General features: G+C 70.9%; 26 protein-coding genes. 16 read left to right on the forward strand and 10 right to left on the reverse strand.

Annotation, left to right across the window (positions count from 1 at the left end):
* Nucleotides 1-3 precede the first annotated feature (3 nt).
* Nucleotides 4-381, reverse strand: coding sequence for a response regulator transcription factor (locus ACIBLC_RS31490; RefSeq protein ID WP_399214732.1), 378 nt, complete (start codon nt 379-381; stop codon nt 4-6).
* A 161-nt stretch (nt 382-542) separates the two neighbouring features.
* On the opposite strand from ACIBLC_RS31490, the gene ACIBLC_RS31495 reads away from it, so the two are divergent.
* Nucleotides 543-1700 (forward strand): DUF6777 domain-containing protein, encoded by a 1158-nt coding sequence (locus ACIBLC_RS31495; protein WP_399214733.1) that lies wholly within the window; start codon nt 543-545, stop codon nt 1698-1700.
* Nucleotides 1701-1879: 179 nt separating this feature from the next.
* Here ACIBLC_RS31495 and ACIBLC_RS31500 read toward each other — a convergent pair whose 3' ends face one another.
* Nucleotides 1880-2779, reverse strand: a complete 900-nt coding sequence (locus tag ACIBLC_RS31500; protein WP_399214734.1) for a LysR substrate-binding domain-containing protein — start codon at nt 2777-2779, stop codon at nt 1880-1882.
* A 159-nt stretch (nt 2780-2938) separates the two neighbouring features.
* Here ACIBLC_RS31500 and ACIBLC_RS31505 point away from each other — a divergent pair, with 159 nt between their 5' ends.
* From ACIBLC_RS31505 to ACIBLC_RS31520, 4 genes are all read left to right on the forward strand, one after another.
* Complete coding sequence (locus tag ACIBLC_RS31505; RefSeq protein ID WP_399214735.1) at nt 2939-3949, forward strand: aldo/keto reductase; 1011 nt, start codon at nt 2939-2941, stop codon at nt 3947-3949.
* A 66-nt stretch (nt 3950-4015) separates the two neighbouring features.
* Nucleotides 4016-4441, forward strand: coding sequence for an SRPBCC family protein (locus ACIBLC_RS31510; RefSeq protein WP_399214736.1), 426 nt, complete (start codon nt 4016-4018; stop codon nt 4439-4441).
* Between the two features lie 44 nt (nt 4442-4485).
* Nucleotides 4486-4902: a CoA-binding protein gene (locus ACIBLC_RS31515; protein ID WP_399214737.1), complete on the forward strand. Its 417-nt coding sequence runs from the start codon at nt 4486-4488 to the stop codon at nt 4900-4902.
* 138 nt (nt 4903-5040) lie between these two features.
* Nucleotides 5041-6036 (forward strand): DMT family transporter, encoded by a 996-nt coding sequence (locus tag ACIBLC_RS31520; RefSeq protein WP_399214738.1) that lies wholly within the window; start codon nt 5041-5043, stop codon nt 6034-6036.
* Here ACIBLC_RS31520 and ACIBLC_RS31525 read toward each other — a convergent pair.
* Together ACIBLC_RS31525 and ACIBLC_RS31530 are read right to left on the reverse strand one after the other, a co-directional pair.
* Nucleotides 5924-6826: a LysR substrate-binding domain-containing protein gene (locus ACIBLC_RS31525; RefSeq protein WP_399214739.1), complete on the reverse strand. Its 903-nt coding sequence runs from the start codon at nt 6824-6826 to the stop codon at nt 5924-5926. The genes ACIBLC_RS31520 and ACIBLC_RS31525 overlap by 113 nt on opposite strands.
* Nucleotides 6827-6833: 7 nt before the next feature.
* On the reverse strand, nt 6834-7247 hold the full coding sequence (locus ACIBLC_RS31530; RefSeq protein ID WP_399214740.1) for a PLD nuclease N-terminal domain-containing protein: 414 nt from the start codon (nt 7245-7247) through the stop codon (nt 6834-6836).
* An 88-nt stretch (nt 7248-7335) separates the two neighbouring features.
* On the opposite strand from ACIBLC_RS31530, the gene ACIBLC_RS31535 reads away from it, so the two are divergent.
* The 8 genes from ACIBLC_RS31535 to ACIBLC_RS31570 all read left to right on the forward strand — a co-directional run bounded on the left by ACIBLC_RS31535 (nt 7336) and on the right by ACIBLC_RS31570 (nt 13944).
* Nucleotides 7336-8787 (forward strand): menaquinone biosynthesis decarboxylase, encoded by a 1452-nt coding sequence (locus ACIBLC_RS31535; protein ID WP_399214741.1) that lies wholly within the window; start codon nt 7336-7338, stop codon nt 8785-8787.
* Between the two features lie 31 nt (nt 8788-8818).
* Nucleotides 8819-9721 carry a menaquinone biosynthesis prenyltransferase MqnP gene (mqnP, locus tag ACIBLC_RS31540; protein ID WP_399214742.1) on the forward strand — a complete coding sequence of 301 codons (903 nt, stop codon included), beginning with the start codon at nt 8819-8821 and terminating at the stop codon, nt 9719-9721.
* 31 nt (nt 9722-9752) lie between these two features.
* Nucleotides 9753-10427: a UbiX family flavin prenyltransferase gene (locus ACIBLC_RS31545; protein WP_399214743.1), complete on the forward strand. Its 675-nt coding sequence runs from the start codon at nt 9753-9755 to the stop codon at nt 10425-10427.
* 61 nt (nt 10428-10488) lie between these two features.
* The gene (locus tag ACIBLC_RS31550) at nt 10489-10944 is read left to right on the forward strand and encodes an Lrp/AsnC family transcriptional regulator (protein ID WP_399214744.1); all 456 of its coding nucleotides are present in this window, start codon (nt 10489-10491) and stop codon (nt 10942-10944) included.
* Between the two features lie 115 nt (nt 10945-11059).
* Nucleotides 11060-12223 carry an aminofutalosine synthase MqnE gene (gene mqnE / locus ACIBLC_RS31555; protein ID WP_399214745.1) on the forward strand — a complete coding sequence of 388 codons (1164 nt, stop codon included), beginning with the start codon at nt 11060-11062 and terminating at the stop codon, nt 12221-12223.
* Nucleotides 12224-12236: 13 nt separating this feature from the next.
* Entirely contained in the window at nt 12237-12803 is a 567-nt protein-coding gene (locus ACIBLC_RS31560) for a GNAT family N-acetyltransferase (RefSeq protein WP_399214746.1), read from the forward strand.
* A gap of 93 nt (nt 12804-12896) precedes the next feature.
* Nucleotides 12897-13202 carry a DUF4229 domain-containing protein gene (locus ACIBLC_RS31565; RefSeq protein ID WP_399214747.1) on the forward strand — a complete coding sequence of 102 codons (306 nt, stop codon included), beginning with the start codon at nt 12897-12899 and terminating at the stop codon, nt 13200-13202.
* A gap of 70 nt (nt 13203-13272) precedes the next feature.
* Complete coding sequence (locus ACIBLC_RS31570) at nt 13273-13944, forward strand: TetR/AcrR family transcriptional regulator (RefSeq protein WP_399214748.1); 672 nt, start codon at nt 13273-13275, stop codon at nt 13942-13944.
* Here ACIBLC_RS31570 and ACIBLC_RS31575 read toward each other — a convergent pair.
* The 4 genes from ACIBLC_RS31575 to ACIBLC_RS31590 all read right to left on the reverse strand — a co-directional run bounded on the left by ACIBLC_RS31575 (nt 13929) and on the right by ACIBLC_RS31590 (nt 18275).
* Nucleotides 13929-14858 (reverse strand): sulfotransferase family protein, encoded by a 930-nt coding sequence (locus ACIBLC_RS31575; protein ID WP_399214749.1) that lies wholly within the window; start codon nt 14856-14858, stop codon nt 13929-13931. The genes ACIBLC_RS31570 and ACIBLC_RS31575 overlap by 16 nt on opposite strands.
* Complete coding sequence (locus ACIBLC_RS31580; protein WP_399214750.1) at nt 14855-15874, reverse strand: hypothetical protein; 1020 nt, start codon at nt 15872-15874, stop codon at nt 14855-14857. Before ACIBLC_RS31580 ends, ACIBLC_RS31575 begins: the two co-directional genes overlap by 4 nt.
* 58 nt (nt 15875-15932) lie before the next feature.
* Nucleotides 15933-17222 (reverse strand): DUF6716 putative glycosyltransferase, encoded by a 1290-nt coding sequence (locus tag ACIBLC_RS31585; protein WP_399214751.1) that lies wholly within the window; start codon nt 17220-17222, stop codon nt 15933-15935.
* Nucleotides 17223-17360: 138 nt separating this feature from the next.
* Complete coding sequence (locus ACIBLC_RS31590) at nt 17361-18275, reverse strand: MaoC family dehydratase (RefSeq protein ID WP_399214752.1); 915 nt, start codon at nt 18273-18275, stop codon at nt 17361-17363.
* Between the two features lie 451 nt (nt 18276-18726).
* Here ACIBLC_RS31590 and ACIBLC_RS31595 point away from each other — a divergent pair, with 451 nt between their 5' ends.
* Nucleotides 18727-20631 (forward strand): AMP-dependent synthetase/ligase, encoded by a 1905-nt coding sequence (locus ACIBLC_RS31595; protein WP_399214753.1) that lies wholly within the window; start codon nt 18727-18729, stop codon nt 20629-20631.
* 122 nt (nt 20632-20753) lie between these two features.
* Here ACIBLC_RS31595 and ACIBLC_RS31600 read toward each other — a convergent pair whose 3' ends face one another.
* Nucleotides 20754-20957 carry a cold-shock protein gene (locus ACIBLC_RS31600; RefSeq protein ID WP_037627265.1) on the reverse strand — a complete coding sequence of 68 codons (204 nt, stop codon included), beginning with the start codon at nt 20955-20957 and terminating at the stop codon, nt 20754-20756.
* A gap of 356 nt (nt 20958-21313) precedes the next feature.
* Here ACIBLC_RS31600 and ACIBLC_RS31605 point away from each other — a divergent pair, with 356 nt between their 5' ends.
* Nucleotides 21314-22162 carry a menaquinone biosynthetic enzyme MqnA/MqnD family protein gene (locus ACIBLC_RS31605; RefSeq protein WP_399214754.1) on the forward strand — a complete coding sequence of 283 codons (849 nt, stop codon included), beginning with the start codon at nt 21314-21316 and terminating at the stop codon, nt 22160-22162.
* A 63-nt stretch (nt 22163-22225) separates the two neighbouring features.
* Nucleotides 22226-24049 (forward strand): serine/threonine-protein kinase, encoded by a 1824-nt coding sequence (locus ACIBLC_RS31610; RefSeq protein WP_399214831.1) that lies wholly within the window; start codon nt 22226-22228, stop codon nt 24047-24049.
* Here the strand turns inward: ACIBLC_RS31610 and ACIBLC_RS31615 are convergent.
* On the reverse strand, nt 24042-24206 hold the full coding sequence (locus ACIBLC_RS31615; protein ID WP_399214755.1) for a hypothetical protein: 165 nt from the start codon (nt 24204-24206) through the stop codon (nt 24042-24044). The two genes, ACIBLC_RS31610 and ACIBLC_RS31615, sit on opposite strands and share 8 nt — an antisense overlap.
* Between the last annotated feature and the right edge of the window lie 46 nt (nt 24207-24252).

A 24252-nucleotide genomic window follows, 5' to 3' on the forward strand; every position in this document is an offset into this window, starting at 1 on the left:
CGCTCAGCGTCCGCCGGGGGCGACCAGCCGCGCCAGCACCGGCGCCGACAGCCGTTCCTTCGCGAGGAACCCCACCGCCGGGGACCGGGCGATCCGCTCCCCGTAGATCTCGGCCTCCCGCGCGGAACACAGCACCACCGCCGTCGCCGGAGCCACGCCGTGCAGGGCCCGGCAGACGGCGAAGCCGTCCTCGAAGCCGTCGCCGTCCGACAGGCCGATGTCCAGCAGTACGGCATCCGGCCGCTCCCGCACGACGGCGGCGAGCGCCTCGGCCCCCGAACCCGCCTCCGCCGCCGCGAAGTCGCCGTCCGCCTCCAGCAACGCCCGTGCCACGGCTCTGAATCCGGGGTCGTCGTCGACGATCAGTACGGTGCGCGGCATGGGCCCATGGTCACCGCCGACGGCGGATCCCGTCATCCGTGCGGGCACGGATCCGTGCCCCTCGGATCCCGTGCGGGCCACGATGTGCCCGCCCCCGCCGGGCGCCCACACTGGCGTGACCGTTCGCCGACCGGCGACCCGGAAGGAGCCACAGGGAGACCATGAAACGTACACGGGGGAGGGGGCGCACGGCCGTTGCGCTCGCGCTGGTCCTGGCCGTCCTCGGCATGCTGGCCGCGAAGTGCCCCGGCGACAAGGTCGCCGTACGGGCCGTCGCGCGCGGAGTGATGAGCGCGGCGCCCTTCTTTGTGAGGCTCGGCACCGACATCGCCATCGGGGTGGCGATGGACTACATCGCGGGGGAGATGGGGGGCGGAGCCCCGGGTCTGTACGGGGGGACCCGGGACGCCGGCCGCTGCGACAAGGCGAAGCTCGTCGAGTTCCTCGGCAAGCCGGAGAACCGGGGCAAGGCCCAGGAGTGGGCCGAGGTCGCCGGCCTGGACGACGTCGGCCAGATCAAGGGCTACGTGAAGAAGCTGACGCCGGTCCTGCTGCGCGCCGACACGCTGGTCAGGAACCACGACTTCAAGAAGGGCAGAGCGAAGGCCTTCGACGCGCTGCTGGAGGCGGGGATCGCCGTCCTGGTCGATCAGTTGGGGCGGCCGGCGGTCCAGTGCAGCTGCGGCAACCCGCTGGCCTCGTTCGAGGACGACATCGACGCCGCCGACGTGGAGTTCGACGACCGCAACAGGAAGTGGCCGTCGTACGACTCGAAGAAGGTGGCCAAGGTCAAGGCGGCGCCGGAGGAGGACCGGGTCGAGGTCTTCCAGCTCGTCGACCTGGAGAACCCGGATTCCGGACTGGCCCGCGATGCGGGCTCCGACGGCACGGAGGACGAGATCCTGCCGGTGGCGCCGACACCGACCGGCCCGTCCGTCACGCCCACCGACTCGCCCACGCCCACGCCTACGCCTTCGGCGGAGACGGTGGCGGTCCCCGATGTACGGGGTCAGCCCCTCGCCGACGCGCAACTCGCCCTGGAGGCGCAGGGCTTCCAGGTCACCACGACCGAGGAGGTGACCGGCACGGCCGCGCCCGGCACGGTCGTCGCACAGAGCCCGGAGGCGGGGACCGAGGCCCCGGCCGACTCCTTGGTGATGCTGACCGTCGAGAGCGGCGGCACCGTCACCCCGGACCCCACGGGAGACATCGGGGGCGGCGACGGCGGCGGGGAGAGCGGAGGAACCGGCGAGGACGGCGCGGACGCCGGTGCGGTCGACTCGGGCGGGCTCTTCGGCGGTACGGCCTACGGCGGCTGACGCCGGGAACGGGGTGCCGGTGCCACGCGGTGGCACCGGCACCTCGGCTCTGCCGCTCCAGCACCGCATCTCGGTGAAGCCGCGCCGGTACCGGGTGTGCCGGGTCTCCTGGCTGTGTCTGCGCTGCCACTCAGGGAGAGGTCATGGCCGTGCAGGCCAGACCTCGGGCTTCCCCTCGTTCAGGTGGCGTCCCGCTCCGCGAGGACCGTTTCGCGGAACGACGCCACCACGGGGCGGAGATCGACCCGGTGCCAGGCCGCCCACAGTCGCACCGACCCTCCGTACCAAGGGAGTTCGCGCACCACGATGCCCTCGGTCGCGCCGCGCACCATGCTCCGCTGGACGAGCGCGAGGCCGAGGCCGGAGGCGACCAGGCCCAGTGCGGTGAGCGGATCGGCGGCGTCGAGGCGGATGTCCGGCGTGAAGCCGGAGTTCACGCACGACGCGACGAACGTGTCGCGCCAGGCCGGGTCCGCGGAGTCGCCCACCGCGATCCATGGCTGCCCGTCGAGGGCCTCGGGAGTCAACTCCGTCTGTCCTGAGAGGAGATGGTGCTCGGGCAGCGCGAGCAGCAGCGGGTCCCGCAGCAGAGGGGACGCCTGTAGGTCCGGATCGTCCTCGGGCGGCGGGGTGCGGACCAGCGCGATGTCCAGACTGCGCTGACGCAGGCCCTCGAACTGCGCGGCGGACTCCTGGTCGTACAGGGCGACGTGGATACCGGGGCGGTTCTCGCGCAGGGTGCGCAGGGCGCTGGGCAGGACGCCCGTGTGCATGGCGTCGGCCACGTACCCGATGCACAGGCCGCCCTCCTCGCCGCGGCCGAGCCGCCGTCCGAGGTTCTCCAGCCTGTCCGCGTGGCGCAGCAGGGCGCGGGCCTCGGTCAGGAAGACCCGGCCGTCGGAGGTCAGCCGGATGCGCTGCTGGCTGCGCTCGAAGAGGGTCAGGTCCAGGTTCTTCTCCAGCTGGGCGATCTGCCGGCTCAACGGCGACTGGGAGATGTGCAGCCGCTCGGCGGCCCGCCCGACGTGTTCGGCTTCGGCGACGGCCACGAAGTAGCGGAGTTGTCGCAGGTCAAGCATGTGGGACCTCGAAGGACTCAAGTGAGTCGGAGTAAGTCTTGGACAGTCTCATGTCTGGATCATAGCCTCGAAGACGCAAGCCCGGCGGATCGCTCATTCGTCCATGGACATCAACAAACACTCATAGATCCGTCGAAATCAATGCGAAGAGGATTCCCCATGACCATCAAGTCCCTCCTTCCCGGTGCGCTCGGATTCGGCACCGCCCCCCTCGGCAACATGTTCCGCGCCATCCCCGACGAGGAGGCGGCGGCCACCGTCGAAGCCGCCTGGGACCAGGGCATCCGCTACTTCGACACCGCACCCTTCTACGGGGCGGGCCTCTCCGAGCTCCGGCTCGGCGACGTACTGGCGCGGCACCCGCGCGACGAGTTCGTGCTCAGCACCAAGGTCGGCCGGGTCGTCCTCGACGAGATCGAGGACCCCGCCGCTCGTGACCTCGGCGAGAAGGGCGGCCTCTTCGAGTACGGCCGTCCCAACAAGATGGTCAACGACTACACCGCCGCTGCCACTCTGCGCTCCATCGAGGACAGCCTCAAGCGCCTCAGGACCGACCGCCTGGACATCGTGTGGGTGCACGACGTCGCGCAGGACTTCTACGGAGACGAATGGCTGGCCGCCTACGAGACGGCGCGCACCGGTGCCTTCCGCGTTCTGCAGAAGCTGCGTGAGGAGGGCGTCATCAAGGCCTGGGGCCTGGGCGTCAACCGGGTCGAGCCCCTGGAGCTCACCCTCGATCTGGACGAGCCGAAGCCCGACGCCTTCCTGCTCGCCGGCCGCTACACGCTTCTCGACCACGACCGCGCGCTCCAGCGCCTGCTGCCGGCCGCCGCCGCCCAGGACGTGGACATCGTCGTCGGCGGCCCCTACAGCTCGGGAATCCTCGCCGGTGGAACGCACTTCGAGTACCAGAAGGCGCCCGCCGCCATCGTCGACAAGGTGGCGCGCATCAAGGCGCTCGTCGAGCGGTACGGGGTCGGCATCAAGGCCGCGGCGCTCCAGTTCTCCCTCGCCCACCCGGCGACGGTCGCCGCGATCCCCGGCGCCACGAAGCCCAGCCGCATCGCGGAGGACGTGGCCGCACTCGGCGAGGCGATCCCGGCCGCGTTCTGGACGGCCCTGCGCGAGGAGAAGCTGATCACCGACTCCGCGCCCATACCGACCGCCTGACCCTCGGCCCGTACTCCGGTCCCTTCAACTCAGACCGACAGACCGACAGACCGACAGGAGACCCCCGTGGCCACCACCACCGCGTCCATCGAAGTACCCGTATCACCCGACCGCGCCTGGCAGCTCATCGGCGGCTTCGGCTCGCTCCCCGACTGGCTGCCCTACATCCCCACCAGCGAACTCGGCGAGGGCGGCCGCGTCCGTACTCTCCAGGACGAGGGCGGCGGCGTCATCGTCGAGCGCCTCGAAGCCTTCGACAACACGGCACGCGCCTACACGTACTCCATCCTCCGGGCCCCCTTCCCCGTCACCGGCTACCTCTCCACCCTCACCGTGCACACCGTCCCCGGACAGGACACGGCCCGCGTCGAGTGGTCCGGCACCTTCACCCCGGCCGGCGTGAGCGAGGAGGAAGCCGTCGCCCTGTTCCACGGCATCTACAGCGACGGCCTGACCGCACTGCACCGGACGCTCACCACGGAAGCCGTCTGACAGTGAGCATCGCCATATTGGATCCTGTATGCCATCCTGTGGCGATGACCTATGGCGACGACGCGACGATCAGGGACATCCTCACCAGCGCCGGCGATATCTGGGCTGTGGTCGGTCTGTCCGGCAACCCCGAACGGGCCGCCTACCGCGTGGCCGAGAAGCTTCAGCGCATCGGCAAGAAGGTGGTGCCCGTGCATCCCAGGGCCGAGACGGTGCACGGCGAACAGGGCTACGCCTCGCTCGCGGAGATCCCCTTCCCGGTGGACGTGGTGAACGTGTTCGTCAACTCCGCCCTGGCCGGCGACATCGCCGACCAGGCAGTGGCGCTCGGAGCCAATGCGGTCTGGTTCCAGCTCGGCGTCACGGACGTGGCCGCCTACGACAGGACGCGCGAGGCCGGACTGCGGATGGTGATGGACCGCTCCGCGGGACGGGAGATCACCCGGCTGGGACTGGGCTGACCGGGCCGGCCCACAGGGGCGGGATGGCTGGGCCGATCCGCCCGCGCCACCCGCCCCATCGGTCGCGCCGATGCTCCCATCGGCAGGACGCCCCACTGGCTGGTGGACCGGCCGGCACCCCGCTCGTACGTTCGGCCCATGACCTCGAAAAGCACCCAGGAGAGCAAGGGCACCGCCCAGCTCACCGCCGCGATGGTGCTCTCCGGAACGCTGGGCGTCTTCGTCGTCGAGTCAGGCGCCTCGCCCTTCAACGTCGTCTTCTTCCGTGTCCTGTTCGGCGCCCTCGCCCTCGGCGGCTACGCCCTCGCCCGCGGCTACTTCCAGCATCACGGCCTCACCCCGCGCAAGCTCGGACTCATCGCGCTCGGCGGGGTGTTCATCGTCTTCAACTGGGTCCTGCTCTTCCAGTCGTACGAGAACACGTCGATCTCGGTCGCGACGGTCGTCTACCACACGCAGCCGTTCTACGTGGTCCTGCTGGGCGCCCTGCTTTTCCGCGAACGCCTCACCGCGGCCAAGGTGGGCTGGATCGGCGTCGCCTTCGCCGGCCTGGTCCTGGTCTCCGGTATCCGCCCCGCCGACTTCACCGGAGGGGACACCGCCTACCTTCTCGGCATCGGCCAGGCCCTCCTCGCGGCCGTCCTCTACGGCCTCGCCACCCTTGTCACCAAGCGCGTCACCGGCGTACGCCCGCACCTCATCGCCCTCGTCCAAGTCCTGCTCGGGATACCGCTGTTGCTCCCCCTCGCCGACTTCGGCGCGATGCGCGGCACGGGAGCCGGCTGGGGCTGGCTGGCCGGGCTCGGGCTCATCCACACGGGCCTGATGTACGTCCTCCTGTACTCCGCGTACGCCAGACTGCCGACCGCGAAGATCGCCGTACTGGCCTTCACCTACCCGGCGGTCGCGATGGTCGCCGACTGGGCGGTGTACGGCCACCACATCGGCGTCGTCCAGGCGTTGGGCGTCCCGCTGATCGTGCTGGCGAGCCTGCGCGTCACGCTGGCGAAGCCCGTCGAGGTCACGCCCCCGACGTCTGCTCCCGCACCAGCCGCCTCGCCTGCTCCACGAACAGCCGCGCATGCGCCGGAAGCCGCTTCCCGGCCCGCCACGCGAGCTGCGTCCGAAGCGTGAACGGCGCCTCCCACGGCAGCCGTACGAGAGCGCCGGCCGCCAGTTCCGCGGCGACCGCCACCTCGGGAAGCAGTGCGATCCCGAGACCGGCCGCCGCGGCACGCTTGGTCGCCTCGATCGTGCCGAACTCGGTGAAGGCGACCGGAGAGCCCTCCCCGGCGCGGGAGTTGAGTTCCCGCTCGAACAAGTCCCGGTAGGCGCAGCCCGGTTCGGTGGCGAGCAGCGACTCCCGTACGAGATCGGCCGTGAGTACGGCGACGGAGGCCAGCCGATGGCCCGGCGCGGCGACCAGCGCCAGCGGCTCCACCGCGAGCACCGCCGTCTCCAGCCCCGCGTGCTCGGTCTCCCGCTCCATCAGGAAACCCACGTCGTACGTACCCTGCCGCAGCGACTGCCGGGTCTCGTCACCGATGGTCGTGCGCAGCGACAGCCGTACGCCCGGATAGCGGTGGTGGAACAGTTCGAGCAGAGGCAGCAGGCGGTACGCGGTCAGCGACTCCATCGTGCCGACGGTCAGCGCGCCCGCCGGCTCCCCGGCGCCGACGACCGCCGCCCGCGCCTCCTCGCTCAGCTCGATGATCTGCCGGGCGTACGGCAGCAGCCGCTCGCCCGCCTCCGTCAGCCGGATCCTGCTCCCCAGCCGGTCGAAGAGCCCGGTCCCGAGCGAGGACTCCAGGGCGCGGATCTGGCTGGTCACGCTGGACTGCGCGTACTTCAGCTCGGCCGCGGCCTGTGTGAAGCTCAGCACGGTCGCGACCTTCTCGAAGGTGACGAGCAGGCGCAGTTCCATGGCTCCGTCAGACCTCGTCGTCGCTCTCGCGCCGCTTCAGTTCCTCCTCGCGGCGCTGGAGGTCGGCCTCCCACTTCCGCAGGAGCGCCTCGTCGTCCTTGCCCCCGCCGGTCGCGCCCTTGTCACCCTTGCCGTCCTTGAGGGACTTGAGGAACTCGGGGTTGTCGTCGGGCGCGACGAAAGCCGTGCGCTGGTCGCGGCGCCACGGGGAGGGCGCCGCGCCGTCTCCGGGCGTTCTGCGCGGCCTGCCCGCCACCAGCCAGGCGACCGGGCCGACCAGCACCTCGCCGAAGAGCAGGATGATGATCACCCACACCACCTTCGGCAGACCCCGCACCTCTTTCTCCGGCGTGTTCAGGCAGTCGATGAAGGCGTAGATCCACAGAGCCAGGACCAGCAGGAAGGGCAGATACCTGAGCATGGGCGGACGATCCCCCAGAGAGCGGCGGCGGGGCGGCGAAGGGCCCCGGTGACGGGCACAGGTTAGCGGGTGGCCGATACTGGGACACATGGCTTACGACGATCTTCGCTCCCTGTTGCGGGCCCTGGAGCGCGAGGGCGACCTCAAGCGCATCAAGGCCGAGGTGGACCCGTACCTGGAAGTCGGGGAGATCGTCGACCGGGTGCAGAAGGCCCAGGGGCCGGCGCTCCTCTTCGAGAACGTGCGCGGGTCGGCGATGCCGCTCGCGATGAACGTCTTCGGAACCGACCGGCGGCTTCTGAAGGCCCTGGGCCTGAAGTCGTACGCCGACATCTCCGAGAAGATCGGCGGGCTGCTGAGGCCCGAACTGCCGCAGGGGTTCGTCGGGGTGCGCGAGGCCTTCGGGAAGCTCGGCGCGATGACCCACGTACCGCCGCGGAAGGTCAAGGACGCGCCGGTCCAGGAGGTCGTGCTCCGGGGCGAGGACGTGGACCTGGACCAGCTCCCGGCGCTGTTCACCTGGCCGCAGGACGGCGGGTCGTTCTTCAACCTCGGCCTCACGCACACCAAGGACCCCGAGTCCGGCATCCGCAACCTCGGGCTGTACCGCCTCCAGCGCCACGACAAGCGCACCATCGGCATGCACTGGCAGATCCACAAGGACAGCCGCAACCACTACCAGGTGGCCGCCCGCAAGGGGGAGCGGCTGCCGGTCGCCATCGCCTTCGGATGCCCGCCCGCCGTGACGTACGCCTCGACCGCCCCGCTGCCCGGTGACATCGACGAGTACCTCTTCGCCGGGTTCATCCAGGGCAAGCGGATCGAGATGGTGGACTGCAAGACGGTGCCGTTGCAGGTGCCGGCGAACGCCGAGGTCGTCCTCGAAGGGTGGCTGGAGCCGGGCGAGATGCTCCCGGAGGGGCCGTTCGGCGACCACACCGGGTTCTACACGCCCCAGGAGCCGTTCCCGGCGCTGACCATCGACTGCGTGACGATGCGCAAGCGGCCGCTGATCCAGTCGATCGTCGTGGGCCGCCCGCCGACCGAGGACGGACCCCTGGGCCGGGCGACGGAGCGGTTCTTCCTCCCCCTCCTCAAGATCATCATCCCGGACATCGTGGACTACCACCTCCCCGAGGCCGGCGGTTTCCACAACTGCGCGATCGTCGCGATCGACAAGAAGTACCCCAAGCACGCCCAGAAGGTGATGCACGCCGTGTGGGGGGCGCACATGATGTCGCTCACCAAGCTGATCGTGGTCGTCGACTCCGACTGCGACGTCCACGACCTGCACGAGGTGGCCTGGCGGGCCCTCGGCAACACCGACTACTCCCGCGACCTCACCGTCGTGGAAGGCCCGGTCGACCACCTCGACCACGCCTCCTACCAGCAGTTCTGGGGCGGCAAGGCGGGCATCGACGCGACGCGCAAGTGGCCCGAGGAGGGCTACACCCGGGACGGGGGCTGGCCTGAGATGGTCCTCTCCGACCCGGAGACGGCGGCGACGGTCGACCGCCGCTGGAAGGAGTACGGGCTGTGAGGTCTGAGAACAGTGTGAGGGAGTACCGCCGGTGAGTTCCGCGTCCGCCGCCCTGCCGCAGCCGGGCCGCACCAAGGCGTTCCTGCGCCTCGTCATGATCGAGCACTCGGTGTTCGCGCTGCCCTTCGCCTACATCGCCGCGCTGACCGCGATGTTCCAGTGGGACGGCAACATCCACTGGGGCCGGCTGCTGCTCGTCACCGTCGCGATGGTCGGCCTGCGCACCTTCGCCATGGCCGCGAACCGGATCATCGACCGCGAGATCGACGCCCGCAATCCGCGCACCGCCCACCGCGAGCTGGTCACCGGCGCCATGTCGGTGAAGCACGCCTGGACCGGCGCGCTGGTCGCCCTCGTCTTCTTCCTCGGCGCCGCCGCCCTGCTCAACCCGCTGTGCCTGGCCCTCGCGCCCATCGCGGTCATCCCGATGGTCGTGTACCCGTACGGCAAGCGGTTCACGAACTTCCCGCAGGCCATCCTGGGACTCGCCCAGGCGATGGGCCCGATCGGCGGCTGGCTGGCGGTCACCGGCGAGTGGTCCTGGGACGCGGTGATCCTCGGGCTCGCCGTCGGCATCTGGATCGGCGGCTTCGACCTGATCTACGCCTGCCAGGACGTCGAGACGGACCGCGAGGTCGGCGTGATGTCGGTGCCGGCGCGCTTCGGCATCCCCGCCGCGATCCAGGGCGCGCGCGTCTGCCACGCCGTCACCACGGGCCTGCTGGTCTGGTACGCCCTCGCCACCGACGCCGGAACGTTCTTCTGGGCCGGCCTGGTGATCGTCGCGGGCGCCTTCCTCTACGAGCACTCCATCGTCAAGCCGCACGACCTGTCCCGCCTGAACCGCGCGTTCTTCAGCGTCAACGGGTTCATCGGCATCGCGCTCTTCGCCTGCGCCCTGCTCGATCTCCTCGTACGCGGGCTCACGGTCTGAAACCGGGCGGTCGCCGGATAGGCTCGACATCATGAACCCAGGACAGACGCAGCGCCGGCCTTGGATCGTGGGGGTGTCGGGCGCGTCCGGTACTCCGTACGCCGCCGCCGTGCTGCGTGCGCTTCTGGATGCCGGGGAGAGCGTGGACCTGGTGGTCTCCCGCGCCTCCCGGCTCACCCTGCTCGACGAGACGGGGCTCGCCTTCCGCGACGCCCACTGGCGGCAGGATCTGCGGGACTGGCTGGCCAGGGGCGCGGACGGGAAGCCGGTCACCTTCGACGTGGGCATCGACGACGTACGGCACTGGAGCGCGGGCGACCTGGCGGCGGGGCCGTCCTCGGGCTCGTACCCCACGAAGGGCATGCTCATCGTGCCCGCCTCCACCGCCTGCGTCGCCGGAGTCGCCCTCGGCCTCTCCAAGGACCTGTTGCAGCGCGCCGCGAGCGTCACGCTCAAGGAGCGCCGCAGGCTGGTCGTCGCCGTGCGTGAGACACCGCTCAGCGGGCAGACCCTGCGACAGCTCGTCGCCCTGGACGACGCGGGCGCGACGGTGCTGCCGGCCTCGCCGGGTTTCTACGCCGGGGGTACGCACATCCAGGACCTGGTGGACTTCGTCGCCGGGCGGGTGCTCGACGCGGCGGGCGTCCGGCACCGGCTGTACCGGCGGTGGGAGGGCGAACTCGGCGGGGGTTCGCGCACCGACTGAGCACCGAGCAGGACGCATCTCATCACTTTCAGGAACTCTTCAGCGGAAGGCTATCGATCGCATGGACGCGGTGGACAGGCAGCTCATCCAGGCCCTGAGAGAGAACGGCCGGGCTTCCTACGCGGAACTGGGGCGCCTCGTCGGTCTGTCGGGACCCAGCGTCACCGACCGCATCAACCGGCTGGAAGCGGCCGGTGTCATCACCGGCTACCGCGCCACCGTCGACTCGGCCTCGCTCGGGCTCGGCGTGATCGCGCTGATCGGCATCTCGCTCTCCGACGCCGCCGACCACGAGGACGTGGCACGCCGGATGCGGGACCTCGGCGAGATCGAGGACTGCTGGTTCATCGCCGGCGACGACTCCTACATGCTGAAGGTGCGCGCCAGCGACGTGGACGGCCTGGAGAAGACCATCCGGCGGCTGTCGGGAACGAAGGGCGTCTCCAGGACCCGTACGACCATCGTGCTCTCCACGAAGTGGGAGAACCGGGTGGGAGAGCTGCCCGAAGAGGAGTAACCGCCTGCTTCGAGAGGGCCGGCCGGTGAGGGCACGGAGTGCCTGATGGGGCCCCTCCCGCCCGGAGGGCGGGGGAGTACGGTTGACAGGGTTCGTCAAAGGGAGAGGTACACGCATGGATGTCGGGCTCAAGCGCGAGCTGGAGGACAAGGTCCGGGCCGGTGAGCGGCTGACCCGCGAGGACGGCATCGCGCTGTACGAGTCGGACGACCTGGCCTGGCTCGGGGGTCTCGCCCACGAGGTGCGGATGCGGAAGAACGGCGACGTCGTCCACTTCAACGTCAACCGCCACCTCAACATGACCAACGTGTGCACCGCGTCCTGCGCGTACTGCTCCTTCCAGCGCAAGCCGGGCGAGAAGGACGCTTACACGATGCGGATCGAGGAGGCCGTCCGTCTCGCCAAGACGATGGAGGGCGAGAACCTCACCGAGCTGCACATCGTCAACGGCCTGCACCCGAACCTGCCGTGGCGCTACTACCCCCGCTCCCTCAGCGAGCTGAAGAAGGCCCTGCCGGACGTCTCGCTGAAGGCCTTCACGGCGACGGAGATCCACCACTTCGAGACGATCTCCGGGCTGAGCGCGTCCGAGATCCTCGATGAGCTGATCGACGCCGGTCTGGAGTCCCTCACCGGCGGCGGCGCGGAGATCTTCGACTGGGAGGTCCGCCAGCACATCGTCGACCACCGCACCCACTGGGAGGACTGGTCGCGCATCCACCGGCTCGCGCACTCGAAGGGTCTCAAGACCCCGTGCACGATGCTGTACGGCCACATCGAGGAGCCCCGCCACCGGGTGGACCACGTGCTGCGGCTGCGCGAACTCCAGGACGAGACCGGCGGTTTCCAGGTCTTCATCCCGCTGCGCTACCAGCACGACTTCGTGGACGTGAAGGACGGCAAGGTCCGCAACCGCCTCCAGGCGCGTACGCAGATGGCGACCGGCGCCGAGGCCCTGAAGACCTTCGCCGTCTCCCGGCTGCTCTTCGACAACGTCCCGCACGTCAAGGTCTTCTGGGTCATGCACGGCGTCCAGACCGCGCAGCTCGCCCTCCAGCACGGCGCCGACGACATGGACGGCTCGGTCGTCGAGTACAAGATCACGCACGACGCCGACAACTACGGCACCCCGAACAAGCTGACCCGCGAGGACCTTCTCGACCTGATCCGGGACGCCGGCTTCCGCCCGGTCGAGCGGAACACGCGGTACGAGATCATCCGCGAGTACGACGGTCCGGACCCGGCGCGCCGTGAGTCCCCCCAGCCGATGCGGGTCTGAGCGAGAGCGCACGATGGCACTGACCTTTGAACTGGACCCGCACCCGGGTCCGGAGCTCCGTGACGGCGTGATCGGCCTGTGGGCGGACGTGTCCAACGCGGGTGGCTCCGTCGGCTTCGTACCGCCGGTGGACGTCGAGGACGTCCGGCCCGAGTGGCTCAAGCACCTCACGGCGATCACCGAGGGCCGCACGCGGCTGCTGGTGGGCCACGACGAGGACGGCGCCGTCGCCGCCACCGCGTTCTTCGGCTTCAACACCCACCGGCTGATGCCGCACTGGGTGTGGCTCTACACGGTGATGGTGCATCCCAGGCACCAGGGCAAGGGGTACGGGCGCGAACTGCTGGCCACCGCCGAGAAGACCGCCGCCGGCTTCGAGGGGATCGAGGCGATACGGCTCACCTGCCGCGGCGGCGAGGGCCTCGAGCGGTTCTACGGCTCGTGCGGCTACCAGGAGGTCGGCCGGGTGCCGGGCGCCATCCGGGTCGCGCCGGGCGACGACCGGGACGACATCACGATGCTGCTGACCCTCGGCGCCGCCGCCTCCGGCCCCGCTCCCGCTCCCGTCTCCGTCGTGTGAGGCCCGCCTGCGGGATCCCTGTCCGGCCGTGCTTCACTGGACGGTGCCCTTTGGGATGTTCCAAACGGATTCGGATCGGAAGAGTGGGTTGACATGGGCCGCTACACGCTGATGCGTCTTGGAGTCTTCGCGGGCTGCCTCGTGGTCGTCTGGGGCCTGGTCTCCCTCGGTCTCGCCCCGCGCGGCTTCGGTGACTCCAACTACATGTGGATCGTCCTGCTCGCCCTGCTGATCTCCGCCCCGATCAGCTTCGTCGTGCTGCGCAAGGAGCGCGACCGCGCCTCGGCCCAGGTCGTCGCGCGGGTGGACCGCGTCAAGGCCAACCTGGAGCAGAACCGCAGCCAGGAGGACACCGTGGACGACGCGGCCCGCGGCGGCGCGCAGGGCCAGGCCTCCTAGCGGCCCGTACGACGGGCACGGCGTCCGGTCCCCGCCGGGTCGCGGACCGGTAAACCGTACGCTTGCCCGCATGGGTGCTGCGAAGAACAAACGGATGCCGCGCGCGGTACGGGAACAGCAGATGCTGGACGCGGCCGTTCGGACCTTCGGGCAGTTGGGGTACCGGGCCGCTTCGATGGACGAGATCGCCGAACTGGCGGGCGTGTCCAAGCCGTTGGTGTACCTGTACCTGAACTCCAAGGAAGACCTCTTCACCGCCTGCATCCGGCGCGAGGCCGAGGCACTCACCGGCGCCGTCATGGCGGGTGTGCGGCCGGGACTGCCCGCCGACCGCCAACTCTGGGACGGACTGCGGGCGTTCTTCACGCACACCGGGCGGCATCCCGACGGCTGGTCCGTGCTGCACCTCCAGGCGCGTACGCACGGCGAGCCGTTCGCCGTCGAGGCCGACGCGATGCGGAAGGAACTCGTCGCGTTCGTCACGCGGTTGATCCTCGTCGCCGCCCGGGAGGCGCACAGCGACCCGTCGCTGCCCGAGGGCGAGGTCGCCGGGCTCGCCGAGGCCCTGGTCGGCGCCGCCGAGTCGCTCGCCGCCTGGGCCAACGCGACGCCGGGCGTCTCGGCGAGGCAGGCCGCGACGACGATGATGAACTTCGCCTGGGCGGGCCTCGGCGGTCTGATGGAAGGGCGGCCCTGGTCGCCGCCCGTCCAGGAACTCCCGGAGCTTCAGGAGTCCAGGTAGCCCCAGGCCCGCGCCATCGGCCGCAGGCCCTCCGGGATCTCGCCGGGGTCCGGCAGCGGACGCCCCGGCTGCACACTGCCGCTCTTGATCTTGTCCGTCCAGTCGCCGATGCCCTTGGTGAAGGCGCCGTGGTCGTGCCGCCCGTACCGCGTCATCGCGGGCTCCCAGGAGAGGCCGAGCCGTTCGCAGAGCGCGCGGGTCGACGCCTCGGGGTCGGCGGTCAGGTCCTCGTAGCGCAGGGTGTGGCCCGGCAGGTGCGCTCGTGCCTGTTCCAGGGTCCGCATGTACTCGCGGGTGTGCCGCACCGCCTCCTCCATGGGCCGCTCCGCCGGGTCGCCCTCGTGCCAGGAGCGGGCGATGGAGTACGGGTGCCGGAGCAGGAACACGAACCGCGCGTCCGGCCAGCAGGTGGCGAGCCGGTTCCAGACGAACACGTTGCTCGGGGTCTTCTCGACCAGGAACTCCTTCCCGCTGAGGGCGAGTTCGCGGTGCAGCAGCCGGTCCCAGAGGAGGTGCTCGACGTCGGCGAGATTGTGGCCCGCGGCCTCCATCGCCTGGTGGGCGGGCTCGGTGGTGAAGCGGACCGTGATGCGGCGGAAGTGGGTCTCGTGGGGGGAGTGCAGTCGCGAGTGGCTGTTCATCAGCACCCGCAGGAGGGTCGAGCCCGAGCGTGGCGCGGAGAGCACGAACACAGGGGCGCGCAGCAGCCGGTCGGCCTCGGGGCGGGCGGGCGGCCGGGCACTGGCGGCGACCGGGCCGGTCGGCGGCCGGTCGGCTCCTGCCGGGTCCGTGGCCGTCGCTCGGGCCTCGGGTTCGGTACGGGGGAGGGGCCTGTGCGCACGGGTGACGCGCAGGCCGGTACAGCTCTCGAACGCGGACTTCGCCGTCCGCCTGAGGGAGTTGTTCCAGGTCATATGTGGATCACCTCTTCAAGGAGAGCGGTTGTCCGCGGGGAGACGTTCGGCCCCAGCCGGTCCAGGACGTCCGCGCAGACGGTGATCTCCACGCCCGTACCGGCGAGGGCGAGGGGCAGGCTGTGCAGAACCGTGGAGGGCAGACCGACCAGGGTCTCGGCGACCGGCCCCCTCAACAGCTCTATCTCCAGGGGGAGTTCCGGCCGTACGACGTCCAGCTCGGCGTACTCGGCGATGAGCCGCAGCTTGTCCGGGTCCTCGTGGCGGTGCGCGAAGTAGCGTTCCGCGTTCAGCTCGTCGGCGAGGCGGACGATCTCCCGGACGTACCGCTCGGGGTCGACCAGCCCGGTCTCGGCGAGCGAGGTGCCGATCAGGTCGACGCCGGGGCGGACCTGCGGCGGCCCGTACCGCTGCCGCGTCCAGCTGTAGCTGTTGAGCGAGGCGACACCGCCGGGCGGCAGCCCGAGGCCGGCCGTCATGCAGGAGAAGACCTCAAGCCGCCGCCCGTGTCCGGGAGTTGTCCGACGGACGGCACGGGCGGCACGGGCGACTCGGGCGGCACCAGCGGTCGCCGCCGGTGCGGAGCCCGACCGGTGCCGGCGGCTCGGCGGGCGGCCCGCGAGCAGGTGCCGGGAGAGCTCCAGGGTCGCCGTGCCGTCGTCCACGACCACCAGGCCCCGTGCCCTGGACAGCCACAGCAGCCGCTGGATGATCCCCGAGAACGGGTCACCGATCACCAGCCGCCCCGCCCCGGCCAGCTTGGGCACGAGCGAGGCCACGGCGCGCGGGAAACCGGCCGGTACCCCGCGGATGTCGTACAGCCCGACCGCGATGCCCTCCGCGCGGGCCAACTCCGCCATCCCGCCGAGCTGTCGGCGCGAGACCGGGTCGCGGGGCAGCAGGACAGCCACCTCGCACCGGGCCGGATCCGGCGCCCCGTCGCGCTCACCCAGCGCCCACTCAAGAAGACCGAGCAGCTGGGCGGGACTCTCGACGAGCGCGAGGGTACGGGTCATGGGTTTCCCCCGGGGTTGCGGATCAGAAGGTGCTCGCGGGGTGCTGCTGGTGTGGGGTTCAGGTCTGTCCCCAGCGGCGCAGCGCAGGAGCGACCCGTTGGTAGCCCATGCGGTAGAGCCGCTTGGCGCCACGCCGGGTGACGCCGCGGACGGCCGACTTGAGCGTGCCGTCGCCGGTTCCCCCGGGCAGCGGCCTGCCCTTCTCGTCGAAACCGTTGCGCTCCAGCAGGCCGCCCAGGTAGATACCGGCTCGCTGGGGCGAGTAGTAGGGCCGCAGCTGCGGCAGCGGACCCGCGGCGCGCAGCGCGGCGATACGGGCGCGCGTGGCGGCGTAGGGGTCGCTCTTGCCGATGCCCTGCGCCGCCGCCCACGCCGGGTCCACCCGCGGCAGCGCACCGGCGTCGAGCTCGTCCCAGGAGGCGAGGCAGCCCGATTCCACGAAGTAGTGGTTGCCGAGCGCCTCCCGGACACCGAAGTCGGTGAGGATCGCGGTGGGGATGTTCCGGTGCATCGACTCCAGCGCGGCCGTGGAGCTGACCGTCACCAACAGGTCGGTACGGTCGAGGACTTCGCCCATGTTCCCGTAGACGAGCTGGAGGTTGTGCGGGGACGGCTCGGCCAGGTCCCCGATGAGTTCCTGGTACGGGTTCGCCTCGACGTGCGTCGTGTGCTCGCCCGGCAGGCTGCGCAGCTTCATCAGGACGAGGCGTTCGGGATGCCGCCTGGCGTGGGCGGCGGCGCGCTCCAGGAGCGTGAGCCGCTCCCCCCTGCTCCTGGGCACCGAGGGCTGCACGGCGAAGGTGAGCGTGAAGGGGCGGTCGGGGGAGGGCACGTACGGGTCGCCGCCGAGGAAGGGCAGCGCGCACTCGACGACCGTGTCCGGGTCGACGCCCACGTTGGCGAAGACGTCACGGAACCGGTCGTTGTCGTAGGCGCTGTTGGCGAGGACGACATCGGCGCCGGCGCGGGTGAGCAGGCCGTCGACCATCTTCTCGTAGACGACTCCGACATAGCCGGTGACGGTGACGGGCCGGGTGGCGCGCGCCTGCCACGCCAGACCCAGGCTGTGGACGAGCGCGAGCGCCGTGCCGCCGATGATCGCCAGGACCACGATGTCGGCGCTCGCGAACTCCTCGTCGTCGACCAACTCGGCGGGTGTGACCTCGCGTTGGCTGTCCGGCCGGATGCCCACCTCGGCGAGCTGCCGTTCCGTCGGGGTGGCCCGGGTGCGCAGGAAGTACGCGTCGAGGGTGTGCTCGGGAGCGATCTGCCGTGCGACGGAGGCGCCCCACTTCCAGCGGGTGTCCGAATCGGCGAGGACGACGACACGTCTCGGGGTGGAGGGCATGGCTCGGGAGCCTTCCTGGCGCGGTTCCGGCGAATGAACCGAGGCTAGGAAGGGTGTCTGAGCGTGGAATGAGCGAGGGCTTGAAAAGACCTAGGGGTTGCTGGGGGTTTCCTGTGAATGTCCTCCCGCCTCAGGACTTCACCCGAGAGCCGGCTGTACCTCGCCTGTGAGATGCGGCGCGGGCCTCGCCTCCCCTTCCGCGCCACGGAGCTCGAAACGGCCGCCCTCGGCCGCGTAGGTCACCGTCGCCGGGAGGAGCACCGGTGCCTTGAAATCCGCCCGGACGGTGAGGGGTTCACCGCCGGCGGGGTGTTCCGCGAGGCAGCGGGCGACGGTCCACATGCCGTGCGCGATGGGGCGGGCGTAGCCGAACAGGCGGGCCGTGAGCGGATACAGGTGGATGGGGTTGCGGTCCCCGGACACGGCCCCGTACCGCCGCCCGACATCCTTGGCGAGCCGCCACTCGGCGACCGCGGGCAGCGGCGCGGACGGCGTGGAGTGCGTTGGCGGTGCGGAGTGCGTGGACGGCGTGGAGTGTGCGGACGGTGCGGGTGGCGTGGGCGGTGCGGCCCCGTCGGCCTGCCGGGAGTCCGGAGCGCCGGCCGCTGTCGTCGAGTGCCGCGCGAGATACGTACTCCTCGACTCCCAGACGAGCCCGCCCCCGAGCCGCGCCCCGGTCACCACGGTCGCCTCCGTACCGCGCCGGTGCGGCGCCAACCCCTCGACACGCACGCTGAGTTCGTACTCCCCGGTGGCCGGCAGCGCGCACCACCGGGTGATCTCCACCGAGGTGTGCACCAGCCCGAGCACCGGCAGCGGAAACGCCCGCCGCGCCATGACCCGCATCGTCAGCGGAAACGCCAGCACCTGCGGATACGTGACCGGCATCGCCTCCGCCCCGGTCGCGAACCCGCACACCCGCTCGTACGCCGCCAGCCGCGCCAGGTCCACCCGGACCCCCGGCACGGTGAGCCGGACATCGGGCACGGCGGCGTCCGGCCGGGGCCGCTTCAGCGGGGAGAGCAGAGCGGCGCGGGCGAGGAGAAGATGCACGGGAGCTCCTTTCGGCCCGTCCGGGACCCTTCGGCCCGTCCGGCCTTCGAGGACGAGGCCGTTCAGGCCAAAGCGGGGGTCTGGGGGCGGCAGCCCCCGGAGACGGAACGGGCAGGGGCGGAGGGGGCGAGGAAACTCAGGCTCGGCACCGGCGGACAGCTGCCTACGGAGAAGTAAGGTTACCCCGGGTAAGCCCATGTCGGACCCCGGACCGGCGAAACCGCACCCGGCAGGGGATCACGCACCCCACCCACCCCCGAAGTACCCGCGGTAACTCGCACGCCGCCCTCCCTCAAGCCCCACAAACCCCACACGCGGGCACCGTACGATCCCCACCTCGGCCGGTTCCAAACATCCCCGCGCCTCCCTTTGAACCCCGAACTCCCCAGCCACGTATGAGGATTCGAGCCCCTCAACACGCCCCGGCCCACGGCCGACAAGGAGCCACCCCGTGTCCAGCCAGTACACCTCCGAATCTCCGCAGCCGGAGCCCGAGATCAAGCGGCTGGACGGGGTCGTGCGCGAGGTGGCCACACCGCCGCTGGTCGCCCCGGTGACCCACGGCTCCCTCGCGGACATACCGTTCGACAACGAGACCGCCGCCCCGCAGGAGGTGGTCCTCAGCCGCAAGGGCGCGGACGGCGAGTGGACGGACGTGACCGCGGCCGAGTTCGCGGCCCAGGTGCAGGCGGTGGCGAAAGGCCTGATCGCGGAAGGGCTCGTCCCCGGCGACCGCATCGCCATCATGGCGCGGACGACCTACGAGTGGACACTCCTGGACTTCGCGGCCTGGGCGGCGGGCCTGGTCACCGTCCCCGTCTACCCCACCTCCTCGGTCTTCCAGGTCCGCTGGATCCTCCAGGACTCGGGAGCCGTCGCGCTCGCCACCGAGTCCGTGGCGCAGGCCGCGGCCCTCGGCCCGGAGCGCGACCGGATCCCCGACCTGCGGCACATGTGGGTCTTCGAGAAGGGGCACGTGGAGCGGCTGGCCGAGCTGGGCCGGGACGTGCCGGACCAGGAAGTGGCCGTACGGCGCGGGGTGCTGGGCCCCGACACGCTCGCCACCCTCATCTACACCTCGGGCACGACGGGCCGCCCCAAGGGCTGCGCGATCACCCACGGGAACTTCTTCGCCGAGATCGACAACGCGGTCGAACTGCTCTACCCGATCTTCCGGGCCCGCACCCAGGACGCGGCCTCGATGCTCCTCTTCCTCCCCCTCTCCCATGTCTTCGGCCGGATGGTCGCGGTCGCCTGTCTGCGCGCCCGCGTGAAACTGGGCCACTCGCCGAGCCTCCAGACCCAGGACCTGCTCGCCGACCTGGCCTCCTTCAAACCGACGGTCCTGCTGGCCATCCCGTACGTCCTGGAGAAGGTCTTCAACACGGGCCGCGCGACGGCCGAGAAGATGGGCCGCGGCTCGTCCTTCGACCGGGCGGCGCGCATCGCGCAGCGCTACGGAGAAGCGCTGGAGGCCCGCCAGCACGGCACCGGCTCAGGCCCCGGCCGCGGCCTGCGCACCGCCCGCGCCCTCTACGACCCCCTGGTCTACCGCCGTATCCGCAACGCCCTCGGCGGCCGGGTCCGCTACGCGATCTGCGGCGGCTCCCCGCTCGGCCGCCGCCTCGCCGCCTTCTACGCCGGCGCGGGCATCGAGATCTACGAGGGGTACGGCCTGACGGAGTCCACCGCGGCCGCCACCGTCACGCCTCCGAACAAGCCCAGGCTGGGCACGGTGGGCCGGCCCCTGCCGGGCACCCGGGTACGGATAGCGGCCGACGGGGAGATCCTGCTGAGCGGCGGGCAGATCTTCCGCGGCTACTGGGATCCGCACGCGGGCGGCGTGACCGACGCGGCCCCGGACGGCTGGTTCGCCACCGGCGACATCGGCGAACTGGACGACGGCGGCTACCTGTCCATCACCGGCCGCAAGAAGGAGATCCTGATCACCGCGGGCGGCAAGAACGTCGCCCCGGCGCCCATGGAGGACTGGCTCCGCGCCCACCCCCTCATCGCCCAGTGCATGGTCCTTGGCGACCACCGCCCCTTCGTCACCGCCCTCGTCACGCTCGACCCCGACGGCATCAACCACTGGCGTCAGATGAACGGCAAGCACGCGGTCCCCGCCGAGCTGCTCGTCGACGACGAGGAACTCCTCTCGGTCCTCCAGCGCGCCATCGACGAGGCGAACAAGCTCGTCTCCCGCCCCGAGTCCATCCGCCGCTTCGCCGTCCTCGCGGGCGCCTTCACGGAGCACGCGGGGCATCTGACGCCCACCATGAAGCTGAAGCGCGAGGACATCGCCCGCGACTTCGCCCAGGAGATCGAGGGCCTGTACGCGGAGTACGAGAAGTAGGCGGGGGCGAGGGGCCCGTCCTGGCGGGGCAAAGGCAGGAGCCCCGCGACAGGCCGGCGCGGGGCTCCTTGGGTACTGCTAATCGATCCTGTTCAAAGCACTGGGCTCAGGGAGCCGCAGGCTTAGAGCGGGGTTACGTTCTCCGCCTGCGGGCCCTTCGGACCCTGCGTCACGTCGAAGGAGACCGACTGGTTCTCCTCGAGTGAACGGAAACCGTTGGCGTTGATCGCGGAGTAGTGGACGAAGACGTCCGGTCCTCCGCCTTCCTGGGCGATGAAACCAAAGCCCTTTTCGGCGTTGAACCACTTCACGGTTCCGGTAGCCATAAGCCCTCCCTGGGCCCAAAGGGTTGCCCTGCTCCAGAACCTGCAAGGTGTAAACATCTGCGTGTAAACAACTGCATTCTTCTGAAAACGACGAGAGCCCGCGGTCACATGCTCCGCAGGCTCTGTACTGCAAGGGAAACCAAACTGCAACTTGCGGCGAGCTTAGCCACCAGGGCAGCCGAAAGCAATAGAGGGCAAGATCACGTCACCCGGAGGTTTGACCAGCATCGGGTCGGGGTTGACGGCGTAGTGGATCAGGGTCTGTCACAGGGGTTGACACGAGGGGTCCGGGTGGTTTCGAAACCACTCAGGGACCCGAAGCATGCACCGTACCTCAATGGGGCTAGCCTCGCGATGTGGACAATTCTCGCAACCGGCCGCGCGTCGGCCACATCCAGTTCCTGAACTGCCTGCCCCTCTACTGGGGGCTCGCGAGAACAGGCACGCTCCTCGACTTCGAGCTCACCAAGGACACCCCCGAGAAGCTCAGCGAGAAGCTGGTGCAGGGCGACCTCGACATCGGGCCCATCACGCTCGTCGAGTTCCTCAAGCACGCCGACGACCTCGTCGCCTTCCCGGACATCGCCGTCGGCTGTGACGGCCCGGTGATGTCCTGCGTGATCGTTTCGCAGGTCCCCCTCGACCAGCTCGACGGCGCCCGCGTCGCCCTCGGCTCGACCTCGCGCACGTCGGTGCGGCTGGCCCAGCTGCTCCTCGCCGAGCAGGTCGGCGTGCAGCCGTCGTACTACACCTGCCCGCCCGACCTCCCGGTGATGATGCAGGAGGCCGACGCCGCCGTACTCATCGGGGACGCGGCGCTGCGCGCCAACCTGAGCGAGGGGTCGAAACTCGGCCTGGAGGTGCACGACCTCGGCGCCATGTGGAAGGAGTGGACGGGCCTGCCGTTCGTCTTCGCCGTCTGGGCGGCCCGCCGCGACTACCTGGAGCGCGAGCCCGTCGTCACCCGCAAGGTGCACGAGGCGTTCCTGGCGTCCAGGGACCTGTCCCTGGACGAGGTCGGCAAGGTCGCCGAACAGGCCGCGCGCTGGGAGGCCTTCGACGAGCGGGTCCTCGAGCAGTACTTCACGACCCTCGACTTCCGCTTCGGCGACCCGCAGCTCGCCGCCGTACGGGAGTTCGCCCGCCGGGTCGGTGAGACCACCGGCTTCCCGTCCGACGTGAACGTCCGGCTGCTGGAGCCCTGAGGCCCCCGGGGCTCGCGGCACTACTCTGCTAGCAGCAGTGCGTACGGGGGAGGGATGAGCGCCATGCAGCCGCTCGGAGTCGACGAACCCACTGTCGTTGGGCCCTACCGGCTGCTCGGCCGGCTGGGGTCCGGCGGCATGGGCCGGGTGTATCTGGGCCGCAGCGCGGGCGGCCGTACGGTCGCGGTCAAGATCGTGCACCCGCACTTCGCGCTCGACGAGGAGTTCCGCGCCCGCTTCCGCCGCGAGGTCGACTCCGCGCGACGGGTGGGCGGCGCGTGGACGGCCCCGGTCCTGGACGCGGACCCGGAGGCCCCGGTCCCGTGGGTCGCGACGGGATACGCGGCCGGCCCGTCACTCGCGGCCGCCATCGCCGACAGCGGCCCGCTTCCGCCGCATTCCGTACGGGTCCTGGGAGCCGGCCTCGCCGAAGCGCTCTCGGCGGTGCACGCGCTGGGCCTCGTCCACCGAGACGTCAAGCCGTCCAACGTCCTGCTGACCCTCGACGGCCCGCTGCTCATCGACTTCGGCATCGCCCGCGCCACGGACGGCACGGCCTCGCTCACCTCGACGGGCGTCTCGGTCGGTTCCCCCGGCTACATGTCACCCGAGCAGATCCTCGGCAGGACGGTCGCGGGCCCGGCGGACATCTTCTCGCTGGGCGCGGTGCTGGCACACGCGGCGACCGGCGAGCCGCCGTTCCCCGGCGACTCCTCCGCCTCCCTCCTCTACAAGGTGGTGCACGAGGAACCCCGACTCGGCTCTCTGGACGGCGAGTTGCGTGACCTGGTGGCCCAGTGTCTGGCCAAGGACCCGGCCGCTCGTCCGGCCCCGGATGCCGTGGCCCGGAAGCTCGCCCCGGAGGGAGCGGCCCGGCTGGTGGCGGCGGGCTGGCTGCCGGGCCCGATGGTGGAACAGGTCAGCCGCAGCGCGGTACGGCTGCTGAACCTGGACACGGCGGAGACGGGGTGGCCGCCGGCTTCGGGGCCGGTGGAGTTCAGCAGGCGTTCGGTGGGGGCCGGGGACGGCTCTCCTGCGGCGGGGGCCGGCGGTGGCGGCCCCTCGGCGGGGGGCGGCGCTGACGGTCCTTCGACGGGGGTCGGTGACGGACGTCCTTCGGTGGGTATCGGTGACGGCCGTCCTTCGGTGGCCGGGGAGTTCGGGCCGCCGCCGGTGATGACGCCGGTCGGCCCTGCCTACGTACCGGATCGGCGCGGGGCCTACCCACCGGACGAACGCGGGGCCTACCTACCGGACCCGCGCGAGCCGCGTGACGCGACGCCGCCGAGCGTCGACCGCCCCGGCAAGGTCTCCGTCAGCGTGGCCGCCACCTCCGCGACCGGGGTGAACGGCCGTGGCCGCAGGGTGAGTTGCACGGTCGCCCTGGCGGTCGCGGGAGCGCTGGCGGCGGTGATGGTGGGCTCGGCGTTCCTGTTCGACCTGATGCCGGGCGGCGGTTCGTCGAACGATTCGAGCGACTCCGCGGCGAGCCCCCGCCCCACCGCGTCGGCCAGCGCGCCGGCCGCCGAGGGCGGGCCGGTCCCCGCCTCCTACCTCGGCACCTGGGAAGGCGACGGCCTGGCCCTCAGCGGCACCCTCCCCATGGGCGTCATCCGCGTCACCGTCCACCAGGCCGCCGTGGGCGAGGAGTTGGGCACCTTCCGCCAGACCGACCAGATCGGCGGCATCTGCGACGACGTACTCATCCTCAAACAGGTCACGTCCAAGCAGCTCATCGCCACGAGCGTCGCCGACAAGTCCAACCGCGACGTCTGCACAACGGGCGAACACGAGGTACGCCTGACTCCCGTCGGCGACGACCTCAAGTACGAGACGGACAACGCGGAGGCGGGGGATCCGGTGGCCAGGATGCACAAGGTCAAGTAGCGGACGGGGGTTTGGCGCCGGTGGCGCGGCGGCGCTTGTCATAGGCGGTGCAGGCCGCGAGGAGCAGCACCGCGCCGACGACGGTCGCGGCCAGGCCCACGAGGGAGACGTAGGGGTAACGGCCGCTGATCCAGTTCGGCCGTGCTGACCCGCTCACCCCTCTCGCCCTCCCGGCTTCCCGGCTTCCCGTCCCGCCGTACGGC

The organism is Streptomyces sp. NPDC050535, assembly GCF_044457665.1.
Classification (GTDB): domain Bacteria; phylum Actinomycetota; class Actinomycetes; order Streptomycetales; family Streptomycetaceae; genus Streptomyces.